The 18,775-nt window shown below is 60.5% G+C and carries 23 protein-coding genes; 11 read left to right on the top strand and 12 right to left on the bottom strand.

Translation table 11 applies throughout. The features are described from left to right. A partial coding sequence (locus KF784_16735) for a hypothetical protein (protein ID MBX3120707.1) occupies positions 1-431 on the bottom strand: 431 nt, incomplete at its 3' end. A gap of 170 nt (positions 432-601) precedes the next feature. Between KF784_16735 and KF784_16730 the strand changes: the two genes are divergently transcribed. The 7 genes from KF784_16730 to KF784_16700 all read left to right on the top strand — a co-directional run bounded on the left by KF784_16730 (position 602) and on the right by KF784_16700 (position 5,836). Continuing rightward, positions 602-1,231, top strand: a complete 630-nt coding sequence (locus KF784_16730) for a hypothetical protein (GenBank protein MBX3120706.1) — start codon at positions 602-604, stop codon at positions 1,229-1,231. A 62-nt stretch (positions 1,232-1,293) separates the two neighbouring features. Then, complete coding sequence (locus KF784_16725; GenBank protein MBX3120705.1) at positions 1,294-2,256, top strand: DUF3179 domain-containing protein; 963 nt, start codon at positions 1,294-1,296, stop codon at positions 2,254-2,256. After that, a complete protein-coding gene (locus tag KF784_16720; GenBank protein ID MBX3120704.1) occupies positions 2,253-2,792 on the top strand; it encodes a hypothetical protein in 540 nt (179 codons plus the stop codon). Before KF784_16725 ends, KF784_16720 begins: the two co-directional genes overlap by 4 nt. Before the next feature lie 251 nt (positions 2,793-3,043). Then, entirely contained in the window at positions 3,044-3,721 is a 678-nt protein-coding gene (locus KF784_16715; GenBank protein ID MBX3120703.1) for an acyloxyacyl hydrolase, read from the top strand. 18 nt (positions 3,722-3,739) lie between these two features. Then, a complete protein-coding gene (locus KF784_16710) occupies positions 3,740-4,513 on the top strand; it encodes a TVP38/TMEM64 family protein (protein ID MBX3120702.1) in 774 nt (257 codons plus the stop codon). Between the two features lie 220 nt (positions 4,514-4,733). Beyond that, a complete protein-coding gene (locus tag KF784_16705; GenBank protein MBX3120701.1) occupies positions 4,734-4,928 on the top strand; it encodes a DUF2934 domain-containing protein in 195 nt (64 codons plus the stop codon). Further along, positions 4,925-5,836, top strand: coding sequence for a VacJ family lipoprotein (locus KF784_16700; GenBank protein ID MBX3120700.1), 912 nt, complete (start codon positions 4,925-4,927; stop codon positions 5,834-5,836). Before KF784_16705 ends, KF784_16700 begins: the two co-directional genes overlap by 4 nt. A gap of 90 nt (positions 5,837-5,926) precedes the next feature. Here KF784_16700 and KF784_16695 read toward each other — a convergent pair whose 3' ends face one another. Then, positions 5,927-6,628, bottom strand: a complete 702-nt coding sequence (locus KF784_16695) for a Crp/Fnr family transcriptional regulator (protein MBX3120699.1) — start codon at positions 6,626-6,628, stop codon at positions 5,927-5,929. Positions 6,629-6,887: 259 nt separating this feature from the next. Between KF784_16695 and KF784_16690 the strand changes: the two genes are divergently transcribed. From KF784_16690 to KF784_16675, 4 genes are all read left to right on the top strand, one after another. Continuing rightward, on the top strand, positions 6,888-8,282 hold the full coding sequence (locus tag KF784_16690; GenBank protein MBX3120698.1) for a hypothetical protein: 1,395 nt from the start codon (positions 6,888-6,890) through the stop codon (positions 8,280-8,282). 374 nt (positions 8,283-8,656) lie between these two features. After that, complete coding sequence (locus KF784_16685) at positions 8,657-9,430, top strand: TVP38/TMEM64 family protein (protein MBX3120697.1); 774 nt, start codon at positions 8,657-8,659, stop codon at positions 9,428-9,430. A 45-nt stretch (positions 9,431-9,475) separates the two neighbouring features. After that, a complete protein-coding gene (locus tag KF784_16680; protein ID MBX3120696.1) occupies positions 9,476-11,062 on the top strand; it encodes a mercuric reductase in 1,587 nt (528 codons plus the stop codon). 61 nt (positions 11,063-11,123) lie between these two features. Beyond that, positions 11,124-11,888 carry a DUF3047 domain-containing protein gene (locus KF784_16675; GenBank protein ID MBX3120695.1) on the top strand — a complete coding sequence of 255 codons (765 nt, stop codon included), beginning with the start codon at positions 11,124-11,126 and terminating at the stop codon, positions 11,886-11,888. Between the two features lie 304 nt (positions 11,889-12,192). Here KF784_16675 and KF784_16670 read toward each other — a convergent pair whose 3' ends face one another. From KF784_16670 to KF784_16625, 10 genes are all read right to left on the bottom strand, one after another. Continuing rightward, positions 12,193-12,483 (bottom strand): BrnA antitoxin family protein, encoded by a 291-nt coding sequence (locus KF784_16670; GenBank protein MBX3120694.1) that lies wholly within the window; start codon positions 12,481-12,483, stop codon positions 12,193-12,195. After that, positions 12,446-12,766 (bottom strand): BrnT family toxin, encoded by a 321-nt coding sequence (locus tag KF784_16665; GenBank protein MBX3120693.1) that lies wholly within the window; start codon positions 12,764-12,766, stop codon positions 12,446-12,448. Before KF784_16665 ends, KF784_16670 begins: the two co-directional genes overlap by 38 nt. Positions 12,767-13,054: 288 nt before the next feature. Then, on the bottom strand, positions 13,055-13,606 hold the full coding sequence (locus KF784_16660; GenBank protein ID MBX3120692.1) for a cytochrome c: 552 nt from the start codon (positions 13,604-13,606) through the stop codon (positions 13,055-13,057). Further along, the gene (gene soxC / locus KF784_16655; GenBank protein MBX3120691.1) at positions 13,593-14,849 is read right to left on the bottom strand and encodes a sulfite dehydrogenase; all 1,257 of its coding nucleotides are present in this window, start codon (positions 14,847-14,849) and stop codon (positions 13,593-13,595) included. The genes KF784_16660 and soxC overlap by 14 nt, the downstream gene beginning before the upstream one ends. 69 nt (positions 14,850-14,918) lie before the next feature. Next, positions 14,919-15,452 (bottom strand): DoxX family protein, encoded by a 534-nt coding sequence (locus tag KF784_16650; GenBank protein MBX3120690.1) that lies wholly within the window; start codon positions 15,450-15,452, stop codon positions 14,919-14,921. Then, positions 15,449-16,216: a putative DNA-binding domain-containing protein gene (locus KF784_16645; GenBank protein MBX3120689.1), complete on the bottom strand. Its 768-nt coding sequence runs from the start codon at positions 16,214-16,216 to the stop codon at positions 15,449-15,451. Before KF784_16645 ends, KF784_16650 begins: the two co-directional genes overlap by 4 nt. 1 nt (position 16,217) lies before the next feature. Further along, positions 16,218-17,063, bottom strand: coding sequence for a DUF692 domain-containing protein (locus tag KF784_16640; protein ID MBX3120688.1), 846 nt, complete (start codon positions 17,061-17,063; stop codon positions 16,218-16,220). An 11-nt stretch (positions 17,064-17,074) separates the two neighbouring features. Beyond that, complete coding sequence (locus tag KF784_16635; protein ID MBX3120687.1) at positions 17,075-17,410, bottom strand: DUF2282 domain-containing protein; 336 nt, start codon at positions 17,408-17,410, stop codon at positions 17,075-17,077. Between the two features lie 225 nt (positions 17,411-17,635). Further along, on the bottom strand, positions 17,636-17,800 hold the full coding sequence (locus tag KF784_16630; protein MBX3120686.1) for a hypothetical protein: 165 nt from the start codon (positions 17,798-17,800) through the stop codon (positions 17,636-17,638). A 521-nt stretch (positions 17,801-18,321) separates the two neighbouring features. Then, the gene (locus KF784_16625) at positions 18,322-18,732 is read right to left on the bottom strand and encodes a hypothetical protein (GenBank protein MBX3120685.1); all 411 of its coding nucleotides are present in this window, start codon (positions 18,730-18,732) and stop codon (positions 18,322-18,324) included. Between the last annotated feature and the right edge of the window lie 43 nt (positions 18,733-18,775).

Below are 18,775 nucleotides of genomic sequence, written 5' to 3'. Positions count from 1 at the left end.
GGATCCGGTAGCGGCAGCGCGTACCGCCGGACTCTGGCGGGGTGATCCAAACGGTTACCCCGCCGCGTCCAGGCAGCAAATAGGCTGAATGGATGGGCGACGCCTTCGTCACCACTGCGACCGATGGCTCTCCCCGCTTCTTTGCGAGACCCTCCATCGCCCATCTTTACGCGTACGTCGATGACCAGACGCTCGAAGAACGCCGGGGAACATTCTTCGATGGTCTTCAGCAACTCCGAGGAAAGATCCTCGCGCTGCTTCTGATAGGCGCGTTCGAGACGTTCTCCGGGCGTCTGGAAACTGTAAGCCCCCTCACAGATCGCCGTGGGCGCCCCCTTTAGAATGGCCCAATGGCACGGCTCGACATTCTCGTTCATGGGGGGTGCCTGTCCGAGCACTCGGCTCGACGCCTGGCGGAGGAGATCCGGCACGAACTCCCGCATTGGAACATCACCGTTAGAACTGCAGTAGCGGGCGATCCGGCCCTCTCCGGAGTCATCGTCTTTCCCGCCTTCTTGCTGGACGGACGCGTCCTCGCGACAGGGGTCCCGAGGAAGGACTGGCTGGTGGACCGGTTGCGCGCCTGGGACCGGGGGGAGCGATGAGGAATCGGTCGGCTGTTGCTCAACGCCACACAGTTCGACCTGCCCACGCCTCGCCGGAACAGGAGGACGCCTCACCGGCTGATCCTGACATCACCCGGGATACCACCGTTCAGAGCGTCTTTCAGAACATCACCAGCACGTTCGGCATTTCGTTCGTACCCGAATTGTTTGAGGGCATGCGCCATCGGCCGTCGTATCTCGATACGACATGGACGCTCTTCAAAGACGAGATGAACCTGGAATGTCTGGATCGAAGCACCAGACGTATGATTGCCTTAGCGATCTCGACGAACGAGGCCGGAGCCTATTTCATTGCGGCCATGCCCGGCGTATTCCGTGTGAACGCGCTCGATCCCGCCACCTGCGACGCCATCTTGTCGACCATTCGTGTGTTCACGGTATTCGATCGATACCTGTCCGACATCGTGCCGGCCGTTGCGCCGGACACCGTCACGTTCGTGAACGATCATCTGCGCGAAGAATATCTGAGTGATCCGGCGACGCGAGCCAGCCACCTTATGCGTTCCAGCACAGCGCACCGAGAGGACGCCTCAGGAATCGTGGGCAGGATTATCGTGATCACCCTGCTCTCGTGTGCAATGGGCATCTATTGGTTTATCCGATGAGCGCGCTTCACCCGGACCTCTTCCCCGCTGGGGTCTCCCGCGACACGGCTCATGAACATCCGATGTCTCCGCGCCGGCGCCTGACGGTGTTGCTTGCAATCGGCACCCTCTTGATTCTTGCGGCCTGGATTGGACTCGGAAGACGTCCGACGACGGCATTCGACCTGACTCGCCACAAGGTGCCGCTCGATCAAATCGTCGACGGAGGGCCGGGCAAGGATGGCATCCCCGCCATCCTTGAGCCGCGTTTCGTGTCAGCCGAGGAGGCGGCGTTTCTCCGCGATGGAGATCGCGTGCTCGGCCTCACGCTGGGACAAGCCGCCAAGGCCTACCCGATCAAGATTCTGAATTGGCATGAAATCGTGAACGACTCGCTGGGAACGACACCGATTGCCGTCACCTACTGCCCCCTCTGCGGAACCGGCATCGCGTTCGATGCCACGCTTCAGGGGCGGCGACATACGTTCGGCGTCTCCGGCCTGTTGTATCAAAGCGATCTCCTCATGTACGACCATCAGACGGAAAGCCTTTGGTCGCAGGTCGGCATGCAGGCGGTGGCCGGCCCTTCGACCGGCGAGACGCTCACGCCCCTCTTCCTCGAACATACGACGTGGTCGGAATGGCGCGCCGCCCATCCTGCCACCCTCGTCCTGTCTCCACCGACCGGCTTTTTCCGCAACTACGAGGACGACCCGTATCTGGGGTATGGCGAGCGCCGAGACCTGCTGTTCGACACCACGCACTTCGACCCCAGCTACCATCCCAAGGAATGGATCGTCGGAGTGGAGATCGACGGAGTCGCCAAAGCCTACCCTTTGTCGGAACTCAAGAAGGCCGGCGCACCCATCGGCGATCACGTCGGCGGCCGGGCTATCACGGTGCGGTTCAACCAGACATCCCGAAGCGCGTCCGTCATCGACGCCGACGGCACCCCTCTCCCCTCCATCATGGCGTTCTGGTTTGCCTGGTATGCGTTTCATCCGGACACGCACAGATACACGCATCCGAAGGAGCACGCCCCATGATCTGCTTGACGCGTTGGTTCGGTGAGAGGCGCCTGCGTGCCATCGAACAGGACCACGGCCGCCCGCTGTCCTATCTCCGCCACATGCTTCGTGTCTCGCCTGCCCACTTTTTTACGTTCATCACGCTCATGCCGCTTGCAAGGTTTCGGCGCGCCCTGCCCCCGGAGGCCTATCACCTGGCGCGCATCGTGACGGCACGGCACGAGCACGGCGGGATCTGCCTGCAGATGGAGATAGAGCTCGCACAGCAGGCCGGACTCAGAACCCCGCTCCTCCACGCCGTGCTCGGCGAATCTCCCTGTGCGTTGCCGCCGGAGCTGGCGGAAGTCTACTTTTTTGCCGAATCTGTCGCGAGAGGCAGCGGTGAAGAGGGCCATTGGCGCGAAGCCATCATGCGCCGTTACGGCGAGGTAGGCATCATCGAGCTGGCCCAAGCCATCTCCATCGCACGCCTGTTTCCCACCGTGATGCATGTCATGGGCTGCAGGACTCCTGATGCGTCACAGCACAGACAGGGCAACGTGCCGGATCGCTGACCGGCAGTCACCACGCCCCGGTTCCGAACCTGAGCCGCTCCCCTCGCAGTCCCACCGAGACGATCGAGGTCGCTCCAACAAGAACGGCTCTGCCGCCGACCATCGCCGAATCACCCGGCGAATCGCTCTGTCTCGCCCCTCTCCTCCTCCCACATTGTCCGCCGTTTGTAAGAACCGTCACAGATCTTCGCGCTGCCCCGCGATAGCCTGTCCTCATCCACCAGCGGATAGAAAGGACCGTGTGAGACACCATGGGGAGAGTTGAGGAACGAAACACCACGATGAGCGAGGCGCGCCGCCTTACGCAGGCCGTGCTCCTTATCACCACCTGCCTCAGCATTGTGCTGTGGACGTCAACCGGGGCGGCGGAGGACCGATCGTCGTTTGACGCTCGCGAGGTTATGCGGAAGGGCACCTTCGAATTCGGCGGGGCCGTAGGATACGCACAAGGCACCACCGCAATCGGGGCCGCGGAGTCGTCGAACAGGAGCGCGGTCTTCGTGATGCCGCGCGCAGGCATGATCGTGACTGAGCCATTGGGGAGAAACTGGTGGCAGGGCAATGTCGAACTGATGATCGAGCCGGTGGTTGCGCGGTTTACCAAACCGTTTGCCGCCGAGGCGGTCGGAGGGTCGTTCGTCCTGAAATACAATCTTCTCTCGTTCGGACGGTGGATGCCTTTCTGGGACGTGGGTGCCGGCATCGTCTGGACCAATCTGGCGCCGCGGATTCCCGAACAAAGCACCCAGTTCGAGTTCGTACTGGAGACCGGTCCCGGCCTGCAGTATTTTGTGACGGACCGGATAACCTGGATGATGGGTGTCCGACTCCATCACATTTCCAACTCGAATCTCGGCGACAGAAATACCGGAATCAATGGAGTGCTGCCATATATCGGCCTATCATTCATGACACCCGAAGTCTTCTGAGAGCACAGGCGCAAGGACATGAACATCAACACGTTCTGGATAAAGCTCGGAGCCCTTGCCGTCCTGGCCTTTGCCGCCTTGATCATGGTCTTCCGGCTCGATCTCGAAGAACTCCTCCAGCCGAACCTGATTGCGGGCTGGCTAAGGGAGGCCGGCTCGTTCGGACCGCTGGTCTTTATCGCCCTGATGGCCGCCGCCGTGGTCATCAGCCCGATTCCAAGTTTACCGCTGGACATCGCGGCCGGCGCCACCTTCGGTCCGATGCTGGGAACGGCCTATGCTGTGATCGGCGCAGAAATCGGAGCGATCGCGAGTTTCCTCATCGGCCGGGCGCTGGGCCGGGAAGTGTTGACCCGGCTCTTACGCACCAACATCGCCTTCTGTGAACGTTGCTCGGATCGCCATTTGGCAATTTTCGTGTTCCTGGCTCGCCTGCTTCCTCTCTTTTCATTCGACGTGATCAGCTACGGCGCCGGTCTGACCAACATGTCGGTCAAGGTCTTTGCCCTCGTGACATTCTTCGGAATGATTCCGCCGACTTTGGCGCTGACTTATGCGGGCAGCCAGGTGGTATCGGGCGCATGGCTGCTGATCCTGTCCGGTCTGGCGATGGTAGGCGTGATGCTGCTCATTCCCAAACTGGTGCTCCGCTATCCGACCGCACGGTGGGTTCGTCTGTTACGCGGCGAGATGCCGGCGGAGGCTCCTGTGCCGGTTCCGTCTCTTCAGCCTGCGGTTGCAGTTGAACGCCTCGTCTCACGGTGCGATTCCTGCGGCGGTCCGTTGAGCTGACACGGTCGCTCCCCCCCACACCACACTGCGCCCCTGGCCAGCAGCCTCCCGTGCCGACCCGTCGTCGCCGACCGACCCCGTTTCCCGTTTGTCACACCACCACACCTCAAAGTGTGAACCAGCTGACAGAGTGATACGGGCCCACGTGATAGCCTGAGGCACAATCGTACAGATTCTGTCCCAGCCGATGGGATCACCATTCATGACGGGAGGTCAGACCATGGCACACACCCGGAAACAATCTGAAGCGGTGCACCCCGTACAACCGAATCAGGCTCGGTTGCAGGAGGAAATTCAGACGTTGGCGTATGCGCTCTACTGCCGGTGTGGCTATGAGCACGGCCACGATCTCGAACATTGGGTCGAGGCGGAACGGCAGGTGCGTGAACGGGTCGAAGGACGATCCACACAATGAGGATCGGGCATCGTAGTGGTGGGTGGCTGATCGCACGCTGTAAGCTCCCCCTTGTCGTAGCGATCAGCCTGGGGATCACCGGCTGCAGCACGACTCCTGAGACTCTTCACCCCAGTACCCCAGCGAATCGGTCCGCCGTTTCGGAGTCGCGGCCGGCTCCGATTGACGACGCGGGCTCCTCGGCGCAGCCCGCGTCGAATCGCGATGAGGTCTTCGATCCCTTTGCCGAATCGGATGAGCCGTTAGGCGGCGAGCACGACCCGTGGGAATCCTTCAACAGCACGATGTTCGAGTTCAACCGCCAGGCGGATCGCTTCGTGTTGAAACCGGTCGCCCAAGGCTACAACTTTCTCGTGCCCGATAGGGTCCAAATCGGATTCAGCAACTTCTTCTATAATCTTCGTGTCGTGCCTCGCTTCGTGAACAATGTCTTTCAGGGGAAAGTCGCCGGGGCCGGCAAGGAGATGGGACGATTTCTCGTGAACTCGACGCTCGGCATCGGCGGCTTCCTCGATATCGCCACCCAGTTGAATCTGCGAACCCCGGAAGAAGATACCGGACAGACGCTCGGTTATTATGGTGTCCCAGCGGGCCCGTACCTTATCCTTCCGCTTCTGCCGCCTCTCACGCTCCGCGACGGGGTTGGATACCTTGCGGACATCGTGCTCGACCCCATTAACTGGCTCGTCCTCCCGCTCATCGAGATCCAGGGGGTGCCCTCAGTCATCGCTCATAAAAATCGGACAACGACCTCCGTGATCCAGCTGGGCAGACGTGTCGGAGAAATCACCAACGACCGGGCACTCAATCTGGAAACGTTTCAAGGGGTGGAGGAAGCGACGCTGGACCTGTACGCAGCCGTCCGCAACGCGTATCTGCAGAAGCGGGCGAAGGCGATACGAGAATGATACGCAGGCTGAGGAAGCATTCCGGCAGCGGCTGGTGTAGTTCGAGGAACTCAGAGCTTCTTGGCGGAGAGGCGCCCGAGGGAAACCCCTTCAACCAAGCAGTCTGGACAACCCTTTGGGGTCTAGAATCGTCAGGGTGCGGCCGTCGAGTTGAAGAAGCCCTTCATCGCGGAACTGTCCCAGCGTGGCACTCACCGTCTCCCGGCTACAGCCGATGAGGTTGGCCATTTCCTGATGCGTCAATTTCGCCTTGATCCGAATCCCACGCGGCTCTTGCGCGCCGTCGCTTTTGCTGAGTTCGAGCAGCAAATGGGCCAATCGCGCCGGGACATCCCGGAAGACCAAGTCCTCGATACGGCTTTGAATGCGCCTCAACCGCAAGCCGATCAGTTTCGTCAGCTTCACGGTGATCTTCGGATGCATGGCCAGGTACCGATCGAAGTCTTCGCGGCGAATGACGCAAATCATGGCATCATCCAACGCTTCGGCGGCGGTTTCACGAGGCAAACCTTCCAAGACCTCTAACTCTCCAAAGACCTCTCCAGGCTCCAGGATGTCGAACGTCACTTCCTTGCCGCTTGCGGCGGTGTTGGCCAGTTTGACGCGCCCTCGTTTGAGGAGATACACGTTGGAGCTTGGATCGCCGGGAAGGTAGAACGGTTGTCGCTTCTTGACCTCTTCCATCCTGGTAATCTTCTCCATCTCCTGCATTTCCGATGGAGAAATCCCGTCGAACAATCGAATGTGCTTGAGGTACCAGAGTTTGTTCTGAGGAGTGGGTGGACTGTCCATGCTTGAGACTCCGCGAAAGCGGCCCCTACCCTACGTGACCGACGCCATCGATGCAAGCCCGATCTTCCCGATCGATAGCCAGTTCGAACCCGGGACCCATCGCTTCAGGAAAGGGGCTATCTTCACGTCCCTGATACGCCGTCCGGCACGATCGGTGATCCGCAATCCGGACTACCGCACCCTGTGAACATATACCCACGTTCCATCCACGGAACTGTAAGGCAGCTCACAATCCTGCCTCCCCCTTGAGACGGGCTCGATGGCAGCGTATGGTACCGGCGTGTCCGCTTTGAGGACGAACCTCGTGACCGTTCGCGCTCGCTTCACCCTGCTTCTTGTCCTGGTTCTCCTCCTTGTGGCCGGTCTCATCTGGTTTGTCCTTCGCTATGATGATCAGCCCCGGCAAGTCGTCGCAGTGAACGCCTTTACATCTGAGGAGTATCCGGAAAATCCCGAGACAAAGAGCTCCTTGTTCGGCACCTATCCACACCGGCAACTGATTATTGAGTCCGTCGGAGACACCAGGTTTCGTTTCCTTCTGGAGCCTGCGACGGCCAACGCAGCCGCGATCGAACTGACCGAGGTGGATCTCGCCCATTTCGTCGCAGCGGTCCCTCCTTGGATCAAAGCTGATCCGGATCTCACGAAGGTGGGACTCATCGACCGTGAATGGAACCGGCAACAGGTTCGGTTTCCCCGAACCGCTTCTCAGGTGCAGGTGCGCGAGGGAGGCGACGGGCTCGAACAACGGGCATTGAGCCGCATCGATCTCGCGCGCAATTGCCTGAACGCCGGACTGTGGGAACTGCTGTTGTTCACGGAGGAGGAGGGGGAAGAGCGGGTCTATGAGCACCTGTGGTTCACCTTCCCGCTCGGGCTCTACAAACAGCTGTTCGAGCAGGTCAACGGCCTGTCCTATTGGTCCTACTGGTGGTCGCTGGAACATTGGGTCGATCCGGCAGGAACAGCCATCCGCGTCGACCGACTGCGAACCGTGGAGCAGGCATGGCCGGTCGTCGCGACGGCGCACTGGAACGAGTCCGTCGCGGCGCGGGGGGAGCAGGCTCGCAAGCGCCGGAATATCCTGACGCCCGTCGCAACGACTTATCGCGACTGGTACAGGCAGCCGGTCCGCTTCGTGAGCTTTATCCCGCCGGGCCGGTATTCCTGGGCTCACCCGCGAGAGACGCAGCTTCACTATCTGGCCGAACTGACCGGTGCCACGTTTCGGCTGGTCAGGACTCCACCCACGTCGAAACCGCTGGGTGAGATTGAGTTGGCCTTCCGCAGCAACCGAACGCAGGAGGCCACGCGTCTCATCATCGGCGGGCTCGATCTTGCCATGCTACCAAGGATTGATCCGAGCGAATACGATCGCGGCTGGCAGGCGCCTCTCGGCATCGGCAACCCCGGCTTCTTCGAATCATACGAGCACGTCGTGGCGTCGCCGCCGATTCAGCGCACGTGGTATGGATTTCACCTCGACGCGCACAACCGATGGATCGACCACCATGCCGTCGGCGTCGATGGCCCCGTACTCCATTGGGATGCCGACGATCCCACCTTGCTGCATCTGTATCTGCTCAGTTACGAGCGGCATGCGCTGTTGAATCACCTCACGCTCGTCATCCCGAATGTTGACGGACATTCGTAAGCTCGGCGGGGCGACCGGCGACACCTTCCGCCGGGATATGCGCGATCGCCTCTTGCGGCTGTAGACCGGATGCACGTGCCCGGCGCCCCGGTCTGCAGGATACGCAATAGGGCCGTCCTCCTCCTGCGTCGTTCGGCTACGGCTCGGTTGCGCCTCCCGACGAGCCACGCATCTCGGGTGCCGAGTCCGCCGCTGGCGGAGTTGTTCCCATTCTGCCGATTGTGAATTGGCTCACAGAATCAGAACAAGAAGCAGGGTATCGTGAAGCCATGGTGAGACACGCATCTTTCAGACAGCGTGATTGTTCCGGAGAGCCTGATGGGCCACAGACCCCGGTATCGGCATCGCTGAGTCACACGAAGGGAATCCCGTCTATGGAAACGCCCTGCACAGACAGACACCAGGATAACGCACAAGATGAGATTCTCCCGTGTCATCCGGGCACATCGACCGGCACCTCGACGAAGGCGCCGGTTTCAGGCAAGATACTCATCGCCCTCGTCATCGGGCTGGCCATCGCAGGTTTCGTGTATTTCGATCTGGGGCAATTCCTTTCGTTGAGCGCCCTACAGAACCATCGAGACAAGCTCCAGGCCTTCGCGGATACGAATTATGTCGCCACGGTCGGCCTCTTTATCGCCGCGTATACGATCGTCACCGGCCTGTCGCTTCCGGGCGCGGTCATTCTCACGCTCGCCGGCGGGTTCCTCTTCGGAGCCGTCCTGGGCACCCTGTTCGTGAATGTCGGGGCGACGACCGGCGCAACCCTGGCGTTTTTGACCGCCCGGTATGTGTTGCAGGATACGGTGGAGCAGAAATTCGGAAAGGCGCTGAAGCCCCTGCAAGAAGGCTTTACCAAGAATGCGTTCAGCTATCTCTTGACCCTTCGCTTGATTCCCCTGTTTCCGTTCTTCGTGGTCAACCTCGTATCCGGACTGACCCGCGTGAGCGCCGGCACGTATATCGGGGCCACGGCGCTCGGCATCGTTCCCGGTTCGTTCGTCTACGCCTATGCAGGACGCCAATTGGGCACCATACACTCGCTGACAGACATCGCCTCGCCAAATGTGATCGGAGCCTTTGTCTTTCTGGGGCTTCTCGCCCTCGTGCCGGTGGTGTATAAGAAGTACACCACCGCCTCGGCATGAGGACTCGTATATCGTTTCCCTCCCTACACCGAAGGATGCCACGTTATGACGACAGAGCCGCCTCCACGCATTGCCGGAAAGACTGAGCACCAGCAGCCTCTCATGCTTCCGCACGACGAGTACAACCAGCAACTGGTCGCGAATGTGCATCCGTCCGATTGGGTGAATCCCGAACCGACAGGGCGCTACAACATCGTCGTCATCGGAGCGGGGACGGCCGGATTGATCACCGCAGTCGTGGCCGCAAGCCTGGGAGCCAAGGTGGCATTGATTGAACAGCATCTGATGGGCGGCGACTGTCTCAATGTCGGCTGCGTCCCGTCGAAGGGCGTGATCCGGGCAGCCAGAGCCTGGGCCGATCTCCGGCGGGCCACGGACTTTGGCCTCCATGTGCCGCCCGGCGTGACCTATGACTTCGGCGCCGTCATGGCGCGCATGCGAAAACTGCGGGCGCGCATCAGCCGGAACGACTCCGTTCAGCGCTACGCCAAACTGGGCGTCGACGTCTATATCGGCAGCGGGCGATTCACCGGACCCACGACCGTCCAGGTGGAAGGACCGTCGGGCCATCGCACCCTGACGTTCGTGAAAGCCGCCGTCTGCACCGGTGCCCGGGCATCGGCACCTCCGATTCCGGGACTGCAGGAGACCGGGTATCTCACCAACGAAACCGTGTTTTCATTGACGGAGCTGCCTCGACGTCTCGGGGTGATCGGCGCCGGCCCCATCGGCTGTGAACTGGCACAATCGTTCGCCCGCTTCGGCAGTCAGGTCTCCCTCATCGAAGCCATGCACGGCATCATGCCGAACGAGGACCGCGACGCGGCCGAGATCGTCGAGCAACAGATGATCCGCGACGGCGTGACCCTGCTCTGCTGCGGAAAGGATCTCAGGGTGGAGAAGTCCGACGGCGGGAAACGGTTGATCGTCGATTCGCATGGCCGGCACTACGATGTGACCGTCGACGATATTCTTGTCGGTACCGGGCGGACGCCGAATGTGGACGGGATCGGATTGGAGACGGCCGGTGTCGAATACGACAAACACGGAATCACGGTGAACGCCAGACTGCAGACCACCAACCCCTCGATCTATGCAGCAGGCGATGTCTGCTCGCGCTATAAGTTTACGCATGCCGCCGATGCCATGGCACAAATCGTCATCCAGAATGCCTTGTTCCCGCATCCCTTCGGTCTGGGCTACGCCAGTGTCGATTCTTTGGTCATGCCCTGGTGTACCTTCACCGAACCGGAAGTGGCGCATGTCGGCATGTATGAGAAGGAGGCTCAGGAGAAGGGCATTGAAGTGGAAACCTACACGTACACGTTGGACGAGGTCGATCGAGCGATTCTGGACGGAGAGGACGAAGGCTTTGCTCGGGTCCACATTCAAAAGGGAACCGACAAGATTCTGGGGGCGACCATCGTGGCGGCCCATGCCGGGGAGATGATCAGCGAGTTCTCGGTCGCGATGAAAACGGGAGCAGGGGCCAAGGCGATCGCGGGTACCATCCATCCCTATCCGACACAGGCCGAAGTCAACAAAAAGGTGATCAATCTCTGGCGAAAAGCCCACTTCACGCAGAGGACCAGAGAGTTCTTGATCAAGTTGTTTGCATGGATGCGGCGGTAGGGTTGCCCTGCCCGGGAACAGGAGAACTTATGCACCTCGTGGATTTCAAAGGACACAGGCGATGCCACCAGCAACGTCTTCCCTGATCGTCGGCCTCTCGTCGTTCCTGTTGGTCGGAATGATTCTGGGAGATCCGGACCGACTGGACGCCAACTCGCCGGACACCCAGACGATCGGCGCCTTCTCGGCCGCCGCGCCAGGAGGCCCCTGGCCCGACGGCTGGAAGCCGCTCACGTTCCCCAAGATCCCGCAGCACACCACCTACGGTCTTGTGAAGGAAGGGGAACAGGTCGTCGTCAAAGCGTCCAGCCAGGCCTCCTCCTCAGGCATGACGCGAGAAATTCGCATCGACCCCAAGGACTATCCGATCATTCGATGGCAGTGGAAAGTCTCCAACGTGCTCAAGGCGGGCGATGTCGCCAAAAAGGCGGGCGACGATTATCCCGCCCGGATCTATGTCACCTTTGAATACGACAGCGCGAAAGTCGGACTCTTCGGCAAGGCGAAATACGAGACGGCCAAGTTGATTTATGGCCGCTACCCCCCGCTCGGCGCCATCAACTATATCTGGGAGAGCCGCGCACCGATCGGCACGACCGTTCCCAACCCTTTTACGGATCAGGTCTCCATGATCGTCGTAGAAAGCGGGACGACCAAGCTCAATACCTGGGTCACGGAAGAACGCAATGTCTATGAAGACTATAAGCGAGCGTTCGGCGAAGAGCCACCGCCGATTTCCGGCGTGGCCATCATGACCGATACCGACAATACCGGCGAGTCGGCGGAGGCCTATTACGGAGACATCCTGTTCAAGAAGCGCCCGTGAGAGCTATCCCGTCGGGTTGCCCTCCAGTCCCTCTTGGCGTTGCTGCGGTTCCGGACAAGACAAGATTTGACCTCTCTGGCGCATCAATCGCCGAACAGTGGCGAGGCCGAAAGCCGACTCGGCGAACTCGGGAACATCGTTGGCGAGGGTACGCTCGGGATCGAGGGCGCCCTCGCCGTGATCCAGACACGCCCGGCGAATTCGATGCGGAGGTGATGGTCCAGGCCGCCGCCTCTACGTCACTGACCTGCCGAAGACGACCTTCACCCCGCTCATGGTTGCGATGCCGGGTGCATCGTGAATGCTAGGAGGCCTTCGCGGTCTTTCGGTGAAGTTCCAACTCCACACGCTCGAGTACGAACAGCTTGAGTAGGGTTTGGTAGGGTACGTCACGCTTGTTAGCGAGCGTCTTCAGTTGCTCTAGGAGTGACTTAGGCAGGCGAAGCGAAATAGTCTCCGTCGATGGCTTGAGGCGCGGGAACAGCACGCGCTGGCTCTTGGAGTAGTCGATGTAGTCCGTGGAATCGTGCGACGCCCAAAACGCCGCTTCGTGGTTCTCACTCTCGAACGTCGGTCTTTTTTTGAGTTTCTTCACGGTAGGCCCTCCGTTCCTTCGGACTCATGTCTCTCGCGGAAATGACGCGAATCTGCCGCTTACGCACGGTAAACACCAGGAAGAGTCGCCGACCTGCATCGGTGTGCCCGAGGACGTAGTATCGAGGCTCCCCTGAGGAGTGAGCGGCATCATCCGCGACGACCAATGGGATGTTGAAAAATATTTGCTCGCATTCCCACGGAGTGACGCGGTGTTTCTCCCAGTTCTTGGTGAGATTGCCCTTGTCCCACTCGAAACTTTCCAGGTTTGCAAACTGCTCCATCGGCTTCTACGGTAGTATACGATAACCATATACGTCAAGATGCGTGTCAAGATGCGAGAAGAGATATGGGAGCGTGCTCCAGGAAAGAAGAGCAGGGTCGCTTGGGTATTGGCGCCATTGAGCTGGCACAGCTCAAGATCCTTATTGCGCGACCATACGGGCCAAACCGCCTGAATCTCACAGAGCAATGTGAGATTGCAAAACCCGCCCCCAAGAGACGAAATTACGGAGACATCCTGTTCAAGAAGCAGGACTCCTCATCCAGATAGCGGCGGGTGGACAGCCCGATCATTCGTGCGACCCGACATCCGGCCGCGGATCGGCGACAAATCCCTCGCGATTGGGCATCCGAACGGCGGGAAGGGTCCCGGCATCCATCACCGCATCCGTGGGGACGATGCCGTTTTGATGGAGCAGCCAGGCGACGACCGCATAGACCTCGTCCGGCGTCAACGATTGCGGCGCGTTCCACGGCATGGCGCGACGAATGTAGTCGTACAGCGTGGTCGCGTAGGGCCAGAAACTGCCGATGGTCTTGACCGGCTGGTCTGTGGCGAGTGAGCCATGCCCGCCGACTAAACGATTCTGCGGCCCTTCGATCCCGGTCGAGCCATGGCAGGACGCGCACTTGGCGGCATAGACTGTTGCGCCCTGTATCACGGTTCCCCGGCCAGGCGGCAACCCCGCACCGGTCGGAGTGATATCGATGTCCCAAGCGTGGACCTCGGCCACCGTCGCCGATCTTCCAACCCCATACCCGATCGACTCCTCGGCCAGGCCGACCCCACTGCCGGACAGCGCGATGCCCACGACGACCAATGCGGCGTTATAGGTGTACATTCGTCACCAGCCCGTCCCGAGCGATCTTCCACGTCTGTATGGCGTTGTAGTGGTACGACGAGTGCACACCGCGCGCGGCGACGAGCGCGGCCCTGGTCGGTTGAACGTATCCGGTCTCGTCGGCGCAGCGGCTCTGGAGCAGCACCTCCTCACCCTTCCACCGCCAGCCGAACCGAAAGCGAGTGTGGCACTTCGACAGCACCGGCTCCTGAAGCTGTGCCTGCTTCCACATGCGACCACCGTCCATGCTCACCTCGACCGTGGTGATCTTGCCGCGCCCACTCCAAGCCAACCCACGAATCTCGACGAAACCCGGCTCGATGCGTTGTCCGCCTGACGGACTCGTGATCACCGACTTGGCCTCCATCACAAACGTGAACTGCCTGGCTTTTCCGTCCGGCATCAAGTCGGTATAGCGGGCTGTTTCTTCACGTGTCATGAACGGCGCCGCGCCGAGCTTGAGCCGCCGCAGCCATTTGATGCAGGTGTTGCCCTCCCAGCCGGGAATCACCAGTCGCAAGGGATAACCTTGCTCCGGCCTGAGCGCCTCGCCGTTGTGCGCGTAACAGAGCACCGCCTCGTTCAACACCTCCTTGAGCGGCAAGCTCCGTGTCATGGCCGCGGCATCGCCGCCCTCGGCCAGCACCCACATCGCATCCGGTCTGATGCCGCACTCCGCCAAGACCGTCGCGAGCGGCACGCCCGTCCATTCGCTCGTGCTCATGAGCCCATGCGTCTCCTGGACGGTCCTTCCAACCGGATCTTTCCATTCTTTGCCCGTATTGCCGGAACATTCGATGCACAGCGTGCGCGTGAGGGAGGGAAACCTTGTCAGCTCGTCCATGGACAACATCAGAGGCCGATCCACCAATCCATGGACCAACAACCGATGACGATGTGGATCGATCGCCGGTACGCCGTTATGGTGGCGCTCGAAGTGCAGCGAACTGGGGGTAACGATGCCGTGCAACAATTGGTAGGGTGTGAGCGAATGCGTCGCCGTCGTCACCCGTTGCGCTCGCTCGAAGCGGGAACGCACTCCGTAGGCACTCGGCGCCGCGCCGGGTACGCGAGTGGGATCTTCAGGCGCCGATTCGCCGGCAGTCGGAAGAGCGGGTGACAGCAGCTCTGCCGCCGTTGCGCCAAGCACCGAAGCGGCGCCGATCAGCCAGGCGCGGCGATCGACGTACCAGCCATCGGGGGGTTCCTCGTCCGAGGAGACCGGCGTCTCTTCATCGGGCACACGCATACGCCCCCTGTCGAGAGACAGCGCTACACCGCCGACATACATCGTTCATACCCTGCCTCCCTATCAGGCGCCGTGAAACGCCCGCGTCGTCGTCGAGGCCGAGTCGACAGTGCCCGATTCCTGCTTCCGTCGGATGAGCCGCCGCAACAAGGCATCCACGGAGATCAGACCAGGCCCATGCAGAACGAAATACAGAAAGAGAATCCCCCAATAGAACGCCTCCTGGATCGCGGCTTCCGACAGTTGCCCGTAGGAGAGCACCGCCACGATGTTGAGCCCGAAGAGCGAGAGCGCTGCCCAACGACCGGCCAGCCCGATCGCCAGGAGAAACGATCCACCCAATTCGACGGTCGTCGCCAAGTAGGCCGCAATTTCCGGCGGAAGCACCGGCACATCGTAGACCATTGTAAACAGCATGACGGTCGACATCCAACTGGAGAGTTTGACCATACCGCCTTTCCAGAAGATGTGCGCTAAATACAGACGCACGGACAGGTCGAAAAGCGGCAACAACGCCTCCAGGATACCGACGATTCGTCCGTAGACCTGACTCGCCCGATCGAATGCGATCGCCAACGATCCTGTCGTCTGTGTCATGGGGTCACCTCAAGAGAGAAGGCCGAGCGCGTGGGTTCGTCCAGGAGCATGGCCAACAGAGATGCTCCTTGGTCGGCGGGGATCAGCTCGGCGGCCATGCGCTCGACCTGGGCCACGGTCTTCCCGTCACGCATAGCGTGCAACAGGAGAAACTGTTCTGGGGAGAGACCGGTCACCTGAATGGTTCCAGCGGCCCGAGCTACGAGCAGGCCCGTTTCCTCCGGAACCGGCGACGGCTCGGCGCCCTCGTCGCACCCGCCCCCGGCAATCTCGACCTGGAGCGCATGCCACACATGATAGATCGGCACGGCACACGCAAGCAGCCGCGCCGCCGGATTCATACGGAACCGCACGGATGACGGATCGGCCCACGCCTCGACCTCGGATCGCTCCGCGACGGGACCGCGCGCGTCGTCCGCCTGGTGCACTTCATGGCACGCCCACTCCAATCGAGCCAGTTGAACCAGCAGACGAGGCCCGTCCAATTCGAGCAGCCACTGCGGGAAGGCTCGTCCGTATGCGAACAGATCGCCGCTGGTCGATGGATACCGCGCGTGGTATCCGCGCGCACACACGGCAAAGAATCGTTCCCCAACCAGCTTGGCGAGCAGCGGATAGGTGACGCGCAACACCTGGGTGTAGTTGGTACGAATCAGGCGGCGATAGAGCGCGACGCTGCGCAGGGGCGAGCCGTCGGACGCGAGGGCGTCTGCTACCGCCTGATGGTTCCCCGCCGTCATCCCCTCGGCAAAGGCTTCCTGCATCTCACGGAGTCGCCACACAACACCCTCCTAAAATCGCGTCCGCCTGCTTCGCCTGATCGACCAGGACGGACAGCGGCGGCATATTGGTATCCCATTCAATCAGCGTCGGCCGTGACCCGAAACGATGGATCGCCCACCGATACAGGCCCCAGACTTCCTGAGAAACCGCCTCACCATGGGTGTCGATGACCCATCTCCCGAAGCGATCGAACCCGGCCAGATGGATTTCCCCAACCGCCTCGGACGGAATCTCGTCCAGAAACTCGAATGGGTCGAGGTGAAAATTGACGGCATTCACATACACGTTGTTCAGATCCAACAGAATTCCGCATCCGGTCCGTCGGACCGCCTCAGCCATAAACGCCCCTTCCGGGATCGTGGAGCCGCCCCATGTTAGGTACCGAGTGACATTTTCGATCAGGAGCGGCCGCTGCAAGACGGTCTGCACGTCGTCGATCCTGGCGCAAATGTGCTCCAGGCTTTCCTCCGTGTAGGGAAGCGGCAACAACTCATTGAGGAAACGACCGCCGACGGAGCTCCAGGACAGATGCTCCGACACAAACGCCGGGTCGAAGCGATCGATGAGGCTCTTGAGCTTTCGGAGATGGTCACGGTCGAGCTGATCGATGGAGCCCAGCGACAGGCCGACCCCGTGAAAACTCAAGGGGTACAGAGATCTGATCCGCTCAAGGATGCGGAGCGGCGCGCCGCCTTCGCCGAAATAATTCTCCGGATGGGTTTCCATCCAGGCCACCGGCGGCGGGGCTTCCAGAATCTCGCGAAAATGATGGGACCGTAGCCCGATCCCGGCCTGAGCCGGGATCGGGGCGGAAGGCGAACCAGACATCGGCGTCCGTCCTACATCTTCTTCATCATCATCTCTTTCATCTTGGCCAAGTCATCTTTCGTGATGGCCAACACCGTTCCCTTGGCGATCTTGGTGCAGAGACCTTTCGGCAAAAACACATACGAATCGGCTTCATTGTCGGTCTTGGACATCCCGACACAGGAATGGAGACTGGTCTTGACCGCGCAATCGTTCATGCCGGCTTTCGCGACCCCGCCGCAGGCTTCCCAGCCGCTGGGCATTTCGGCCATCTTGGGGGCGGCGTTTGCCACTTGGGCACCGGCAACACTCAGGGCCACCAACAGTGCAGAATGAACCATCGCGTGTTTTTTCATCTGAGCGTTCATATGAATCTCCTTTGTGGACTGCAATACCATCGGGAACGTCTTCGGTTATTGGATATTGATCTACATCGACAGACTCAGCACTCGATCATGCGTGCAACCCCTTTCTCCGGCCTGTGGACCATGCGGCGGCTTCCCATGTGCCCACGCGAATGCCGAATTATTGCGGTGAATCGTATCGCGCAGCCGGCGCGATTGCTGTGAGGCAGCTTACAGTCGTGCATCTGCTCATCCCATAAACCAATAGGCCACGCCGCCGATCATCAGCATGATCATCACGGCGAACATCATCTTCTCGTGTCCGCACATGCCGTGCTTCCGGGTACATCCCTGCAGGCTGCACATCATCGACATACTCTGCTCCTCCTTTGTGGTGACTCGGGTCGTGGCCACGCTCCGGCGGTCGACAGCGCAACACACATTGAGCTATATCAATATGTATGAACGGACCTTACCATTGAGGGCATGAGACGGCTGTGAGCCAGCTTACAGTCCAACTATCTCCCTCGAGGGCGAGGCATGCGGGCCGCTGTGCACACACACGCCGGCATGCCTCGAAAGCACCGCGATCGAACCGACGCGGGAATCGGCCCCATTCGCTCGTTCAATGTGGCCTGTTCGCCCTTGAGTCAATTCTGGATTGCTTGCCTTCGACCCCTGGAATCGGAAATCGGCTCGCGTCGTGAGCCAAGGATGGAGAGGAGGAATGGCACGGAATACATAGATCTCATTCGGGAGGACGCGTCCGTATCGATCCGGGATCCGGCGCGACGTGGGCCCAGTCGGCCCTTGTGCCGACTGCCGCTCCGTTTTCGCTTCCGATCTTCACGGCTGCCCTCGACAACGCAGTCGTGTTCAACCTCGGTACCATTCGCATGCCCGCTGCTCTTTGTGTAGGCACGACACCCATCGCCTCACTGCCGCGTCCGTTTTTGTGATACGTAGATCCACAGGTCACGAATATCGAACAGCAATGAAATCCCGAGACACAGAGCCAGCACGATGAGGTAGCCGGCGAATGCACCGGCGGCCTGCGGCAGGTGCATCAACAGCATGACTAACAAGGGAATCCAGAACACGTGCCCCAATCCAAGAATCCGTTCAAAACCGAATACGCTATACAACCCCATCATCAGCATGGCTGAGAGTAGGAAGATCGCCACAATGACCCGAGCCAAGAGCTCACTCCAGAATGCGAGGCCGGCCAGATTGATCGCCATGAGGACTAAGACCCAGCCCGCAACCCAGGCCGGCTGCTCCAGCAACTCGCTGAAGAACCTCAGGGGATTTCGCCATCGACCCTGTCGCAACGCCAACCTGTTCATGTTCGATCCTCCTGTGTGATACCGATACCGTGCAACCGGCAAG

The sequence above is a fragment of the Fimbriimonadaceae bacterium genome (assembly GCA_019638775.1).
In the GTDB taxonomy this organism is placed as follows: domain Bacteria; phylum Armatimonadota; class Fimbriimonadia; order Fimbriimonadales; family Fimbriimonadaceae; genus JAHBTD01.
The sequence above is the reverse complement of the archived record's forward strand: the minus strand, read 5'-3'. Positions and strand labels throughout refer to the sequence as shown.

Bases quoted from the DNA above. Each gene is read 5' to 3' on its own strand.
- KF784_16700 (MBX3120700.1), top strand. From the start codon at position 4,925: ATGAGGATCGGGCATCGTAGTGGTGGGTGGCTGATCGCACGCTGTAAG.
- KF784_16725 (MBX3120705.1), top strand. From the start codon at position 1,294: ATGTCTCCGCGCCGGCGCCTGACGGTGTTGCTTGCAATCGGCACCCTC.
- KF784_16710 (MBX3120702.1), top strand. From the start codon at position 3,740: ATGAACATCAACACGTTCTGGATAAAGCTCGGAGCCCTTGCCGTCCTG.
- KF784_16675 (MBX3120695.1), top strand. From the start codon at position 11,124: ATGCCACCAGCAACGTCTTCCCTGATCGTCGGCCTCTCGTCGTTCCTG.
- KF784_16650 (MBX3120690.1), bottom strand. From the start codon at position 15,452: ATGACACAGACGACAGGATCGTTGGCGATCGCATTCGATCGGGCGAGT.
- KF784_16625 (MBX3120685.1), bottom strand. From the start codon at position 18,732: ATGAACAGGTTGGCGTTGCGACAGGGTCGATGGCGAAATCCCCTGAGG.
- KF784_16690 (MBX3120698.1), top strand. From the start codon at position 6,888: ATGGCAGCGTATGGTACCGGCGTGTCCGCTTTGAGGACGAACCTCGTG.
- KF784_16695 (MBX3120699.1), bottom strand. From the start codon at position 6,628: ATGGACAGTCCACCCACTCCTCAGAACAAACTCTGGTACCTCAAGCAC.
- KF784_16715 (MBX3120703.1), top strand. From the start codon at position 3,044: ATGGGGAGAGTTGAGGAACGAAACACCACGATGAGCGAGGCGCGCCGC.
- KF784_16705 (MBX3120701.1), top strand. From the start codon at position 4,734: ATGGCACACACCCGGAAACAATCTGAAGCGGTGCACCCCGTACAACCG.
- KF784_16660 (MBX3120692.1), bottom strand. From the start codon at position 13,606: ATGTACACCTATAACGCCGCATTGGTCGTCGTGGGCATCGCGCTGTCC.
- KF784_16635 (MBX3120687.1), bottom strand. From the start codon at position 17,410: ATGAACGCTCAGATGAAAAAACACGCGATGGTTCATTCTGCACTGTTG.
- KF784_16640 (MBX3120688.1), bottom strand. From the start codon at position 17,063: ATGTCTGGTTCGCCTTCCGCCCCGATCCCGGCTCAGGCCGGGATCGGG.
- KF784_16665 (MBX3120693.1), bottom strand. From the start codon at position 12,766: ATGGAGCAGTTTGCAAACCTGGAAAGTTTCGAGTGGGACAAGGGCAAT.
- KF784_16685 (MBX3120697.1), top strand. From the start codon at position 8,657: ATGGAAACGCCCTGCACAGACAGACACCAGGATAACGCACAAGATGAG.
- KF784_16645 (MBX3120689.1), bottom strand. From the start codon at position 16,216: ATGCAGGAAGCCTTTGCCGAGGGGATGACGGCGGGGAACCATCAGGCG.
- KF784_16720 (MBX3120704.1), top strand. From the start codon at position 2,253: ATGATCTGCTTGACGCGTTGGTTCGGTGAGAGGCGCCTGCGTGCCATC.
- KF784_16680 (MBX3120696.1), top strand. From the start codon at position 9,476: ATGACGACAGAGCCGCCTCCACGCATTGCCGGAAAGACTGAGCACCAG.
- KF784_16730 (MBX3120706.1), top strand. From the start codon at position 602: ATGAGGAATCGGTCGGCTGTTGCTCAACGCCACACAGTTCGACCTGCC.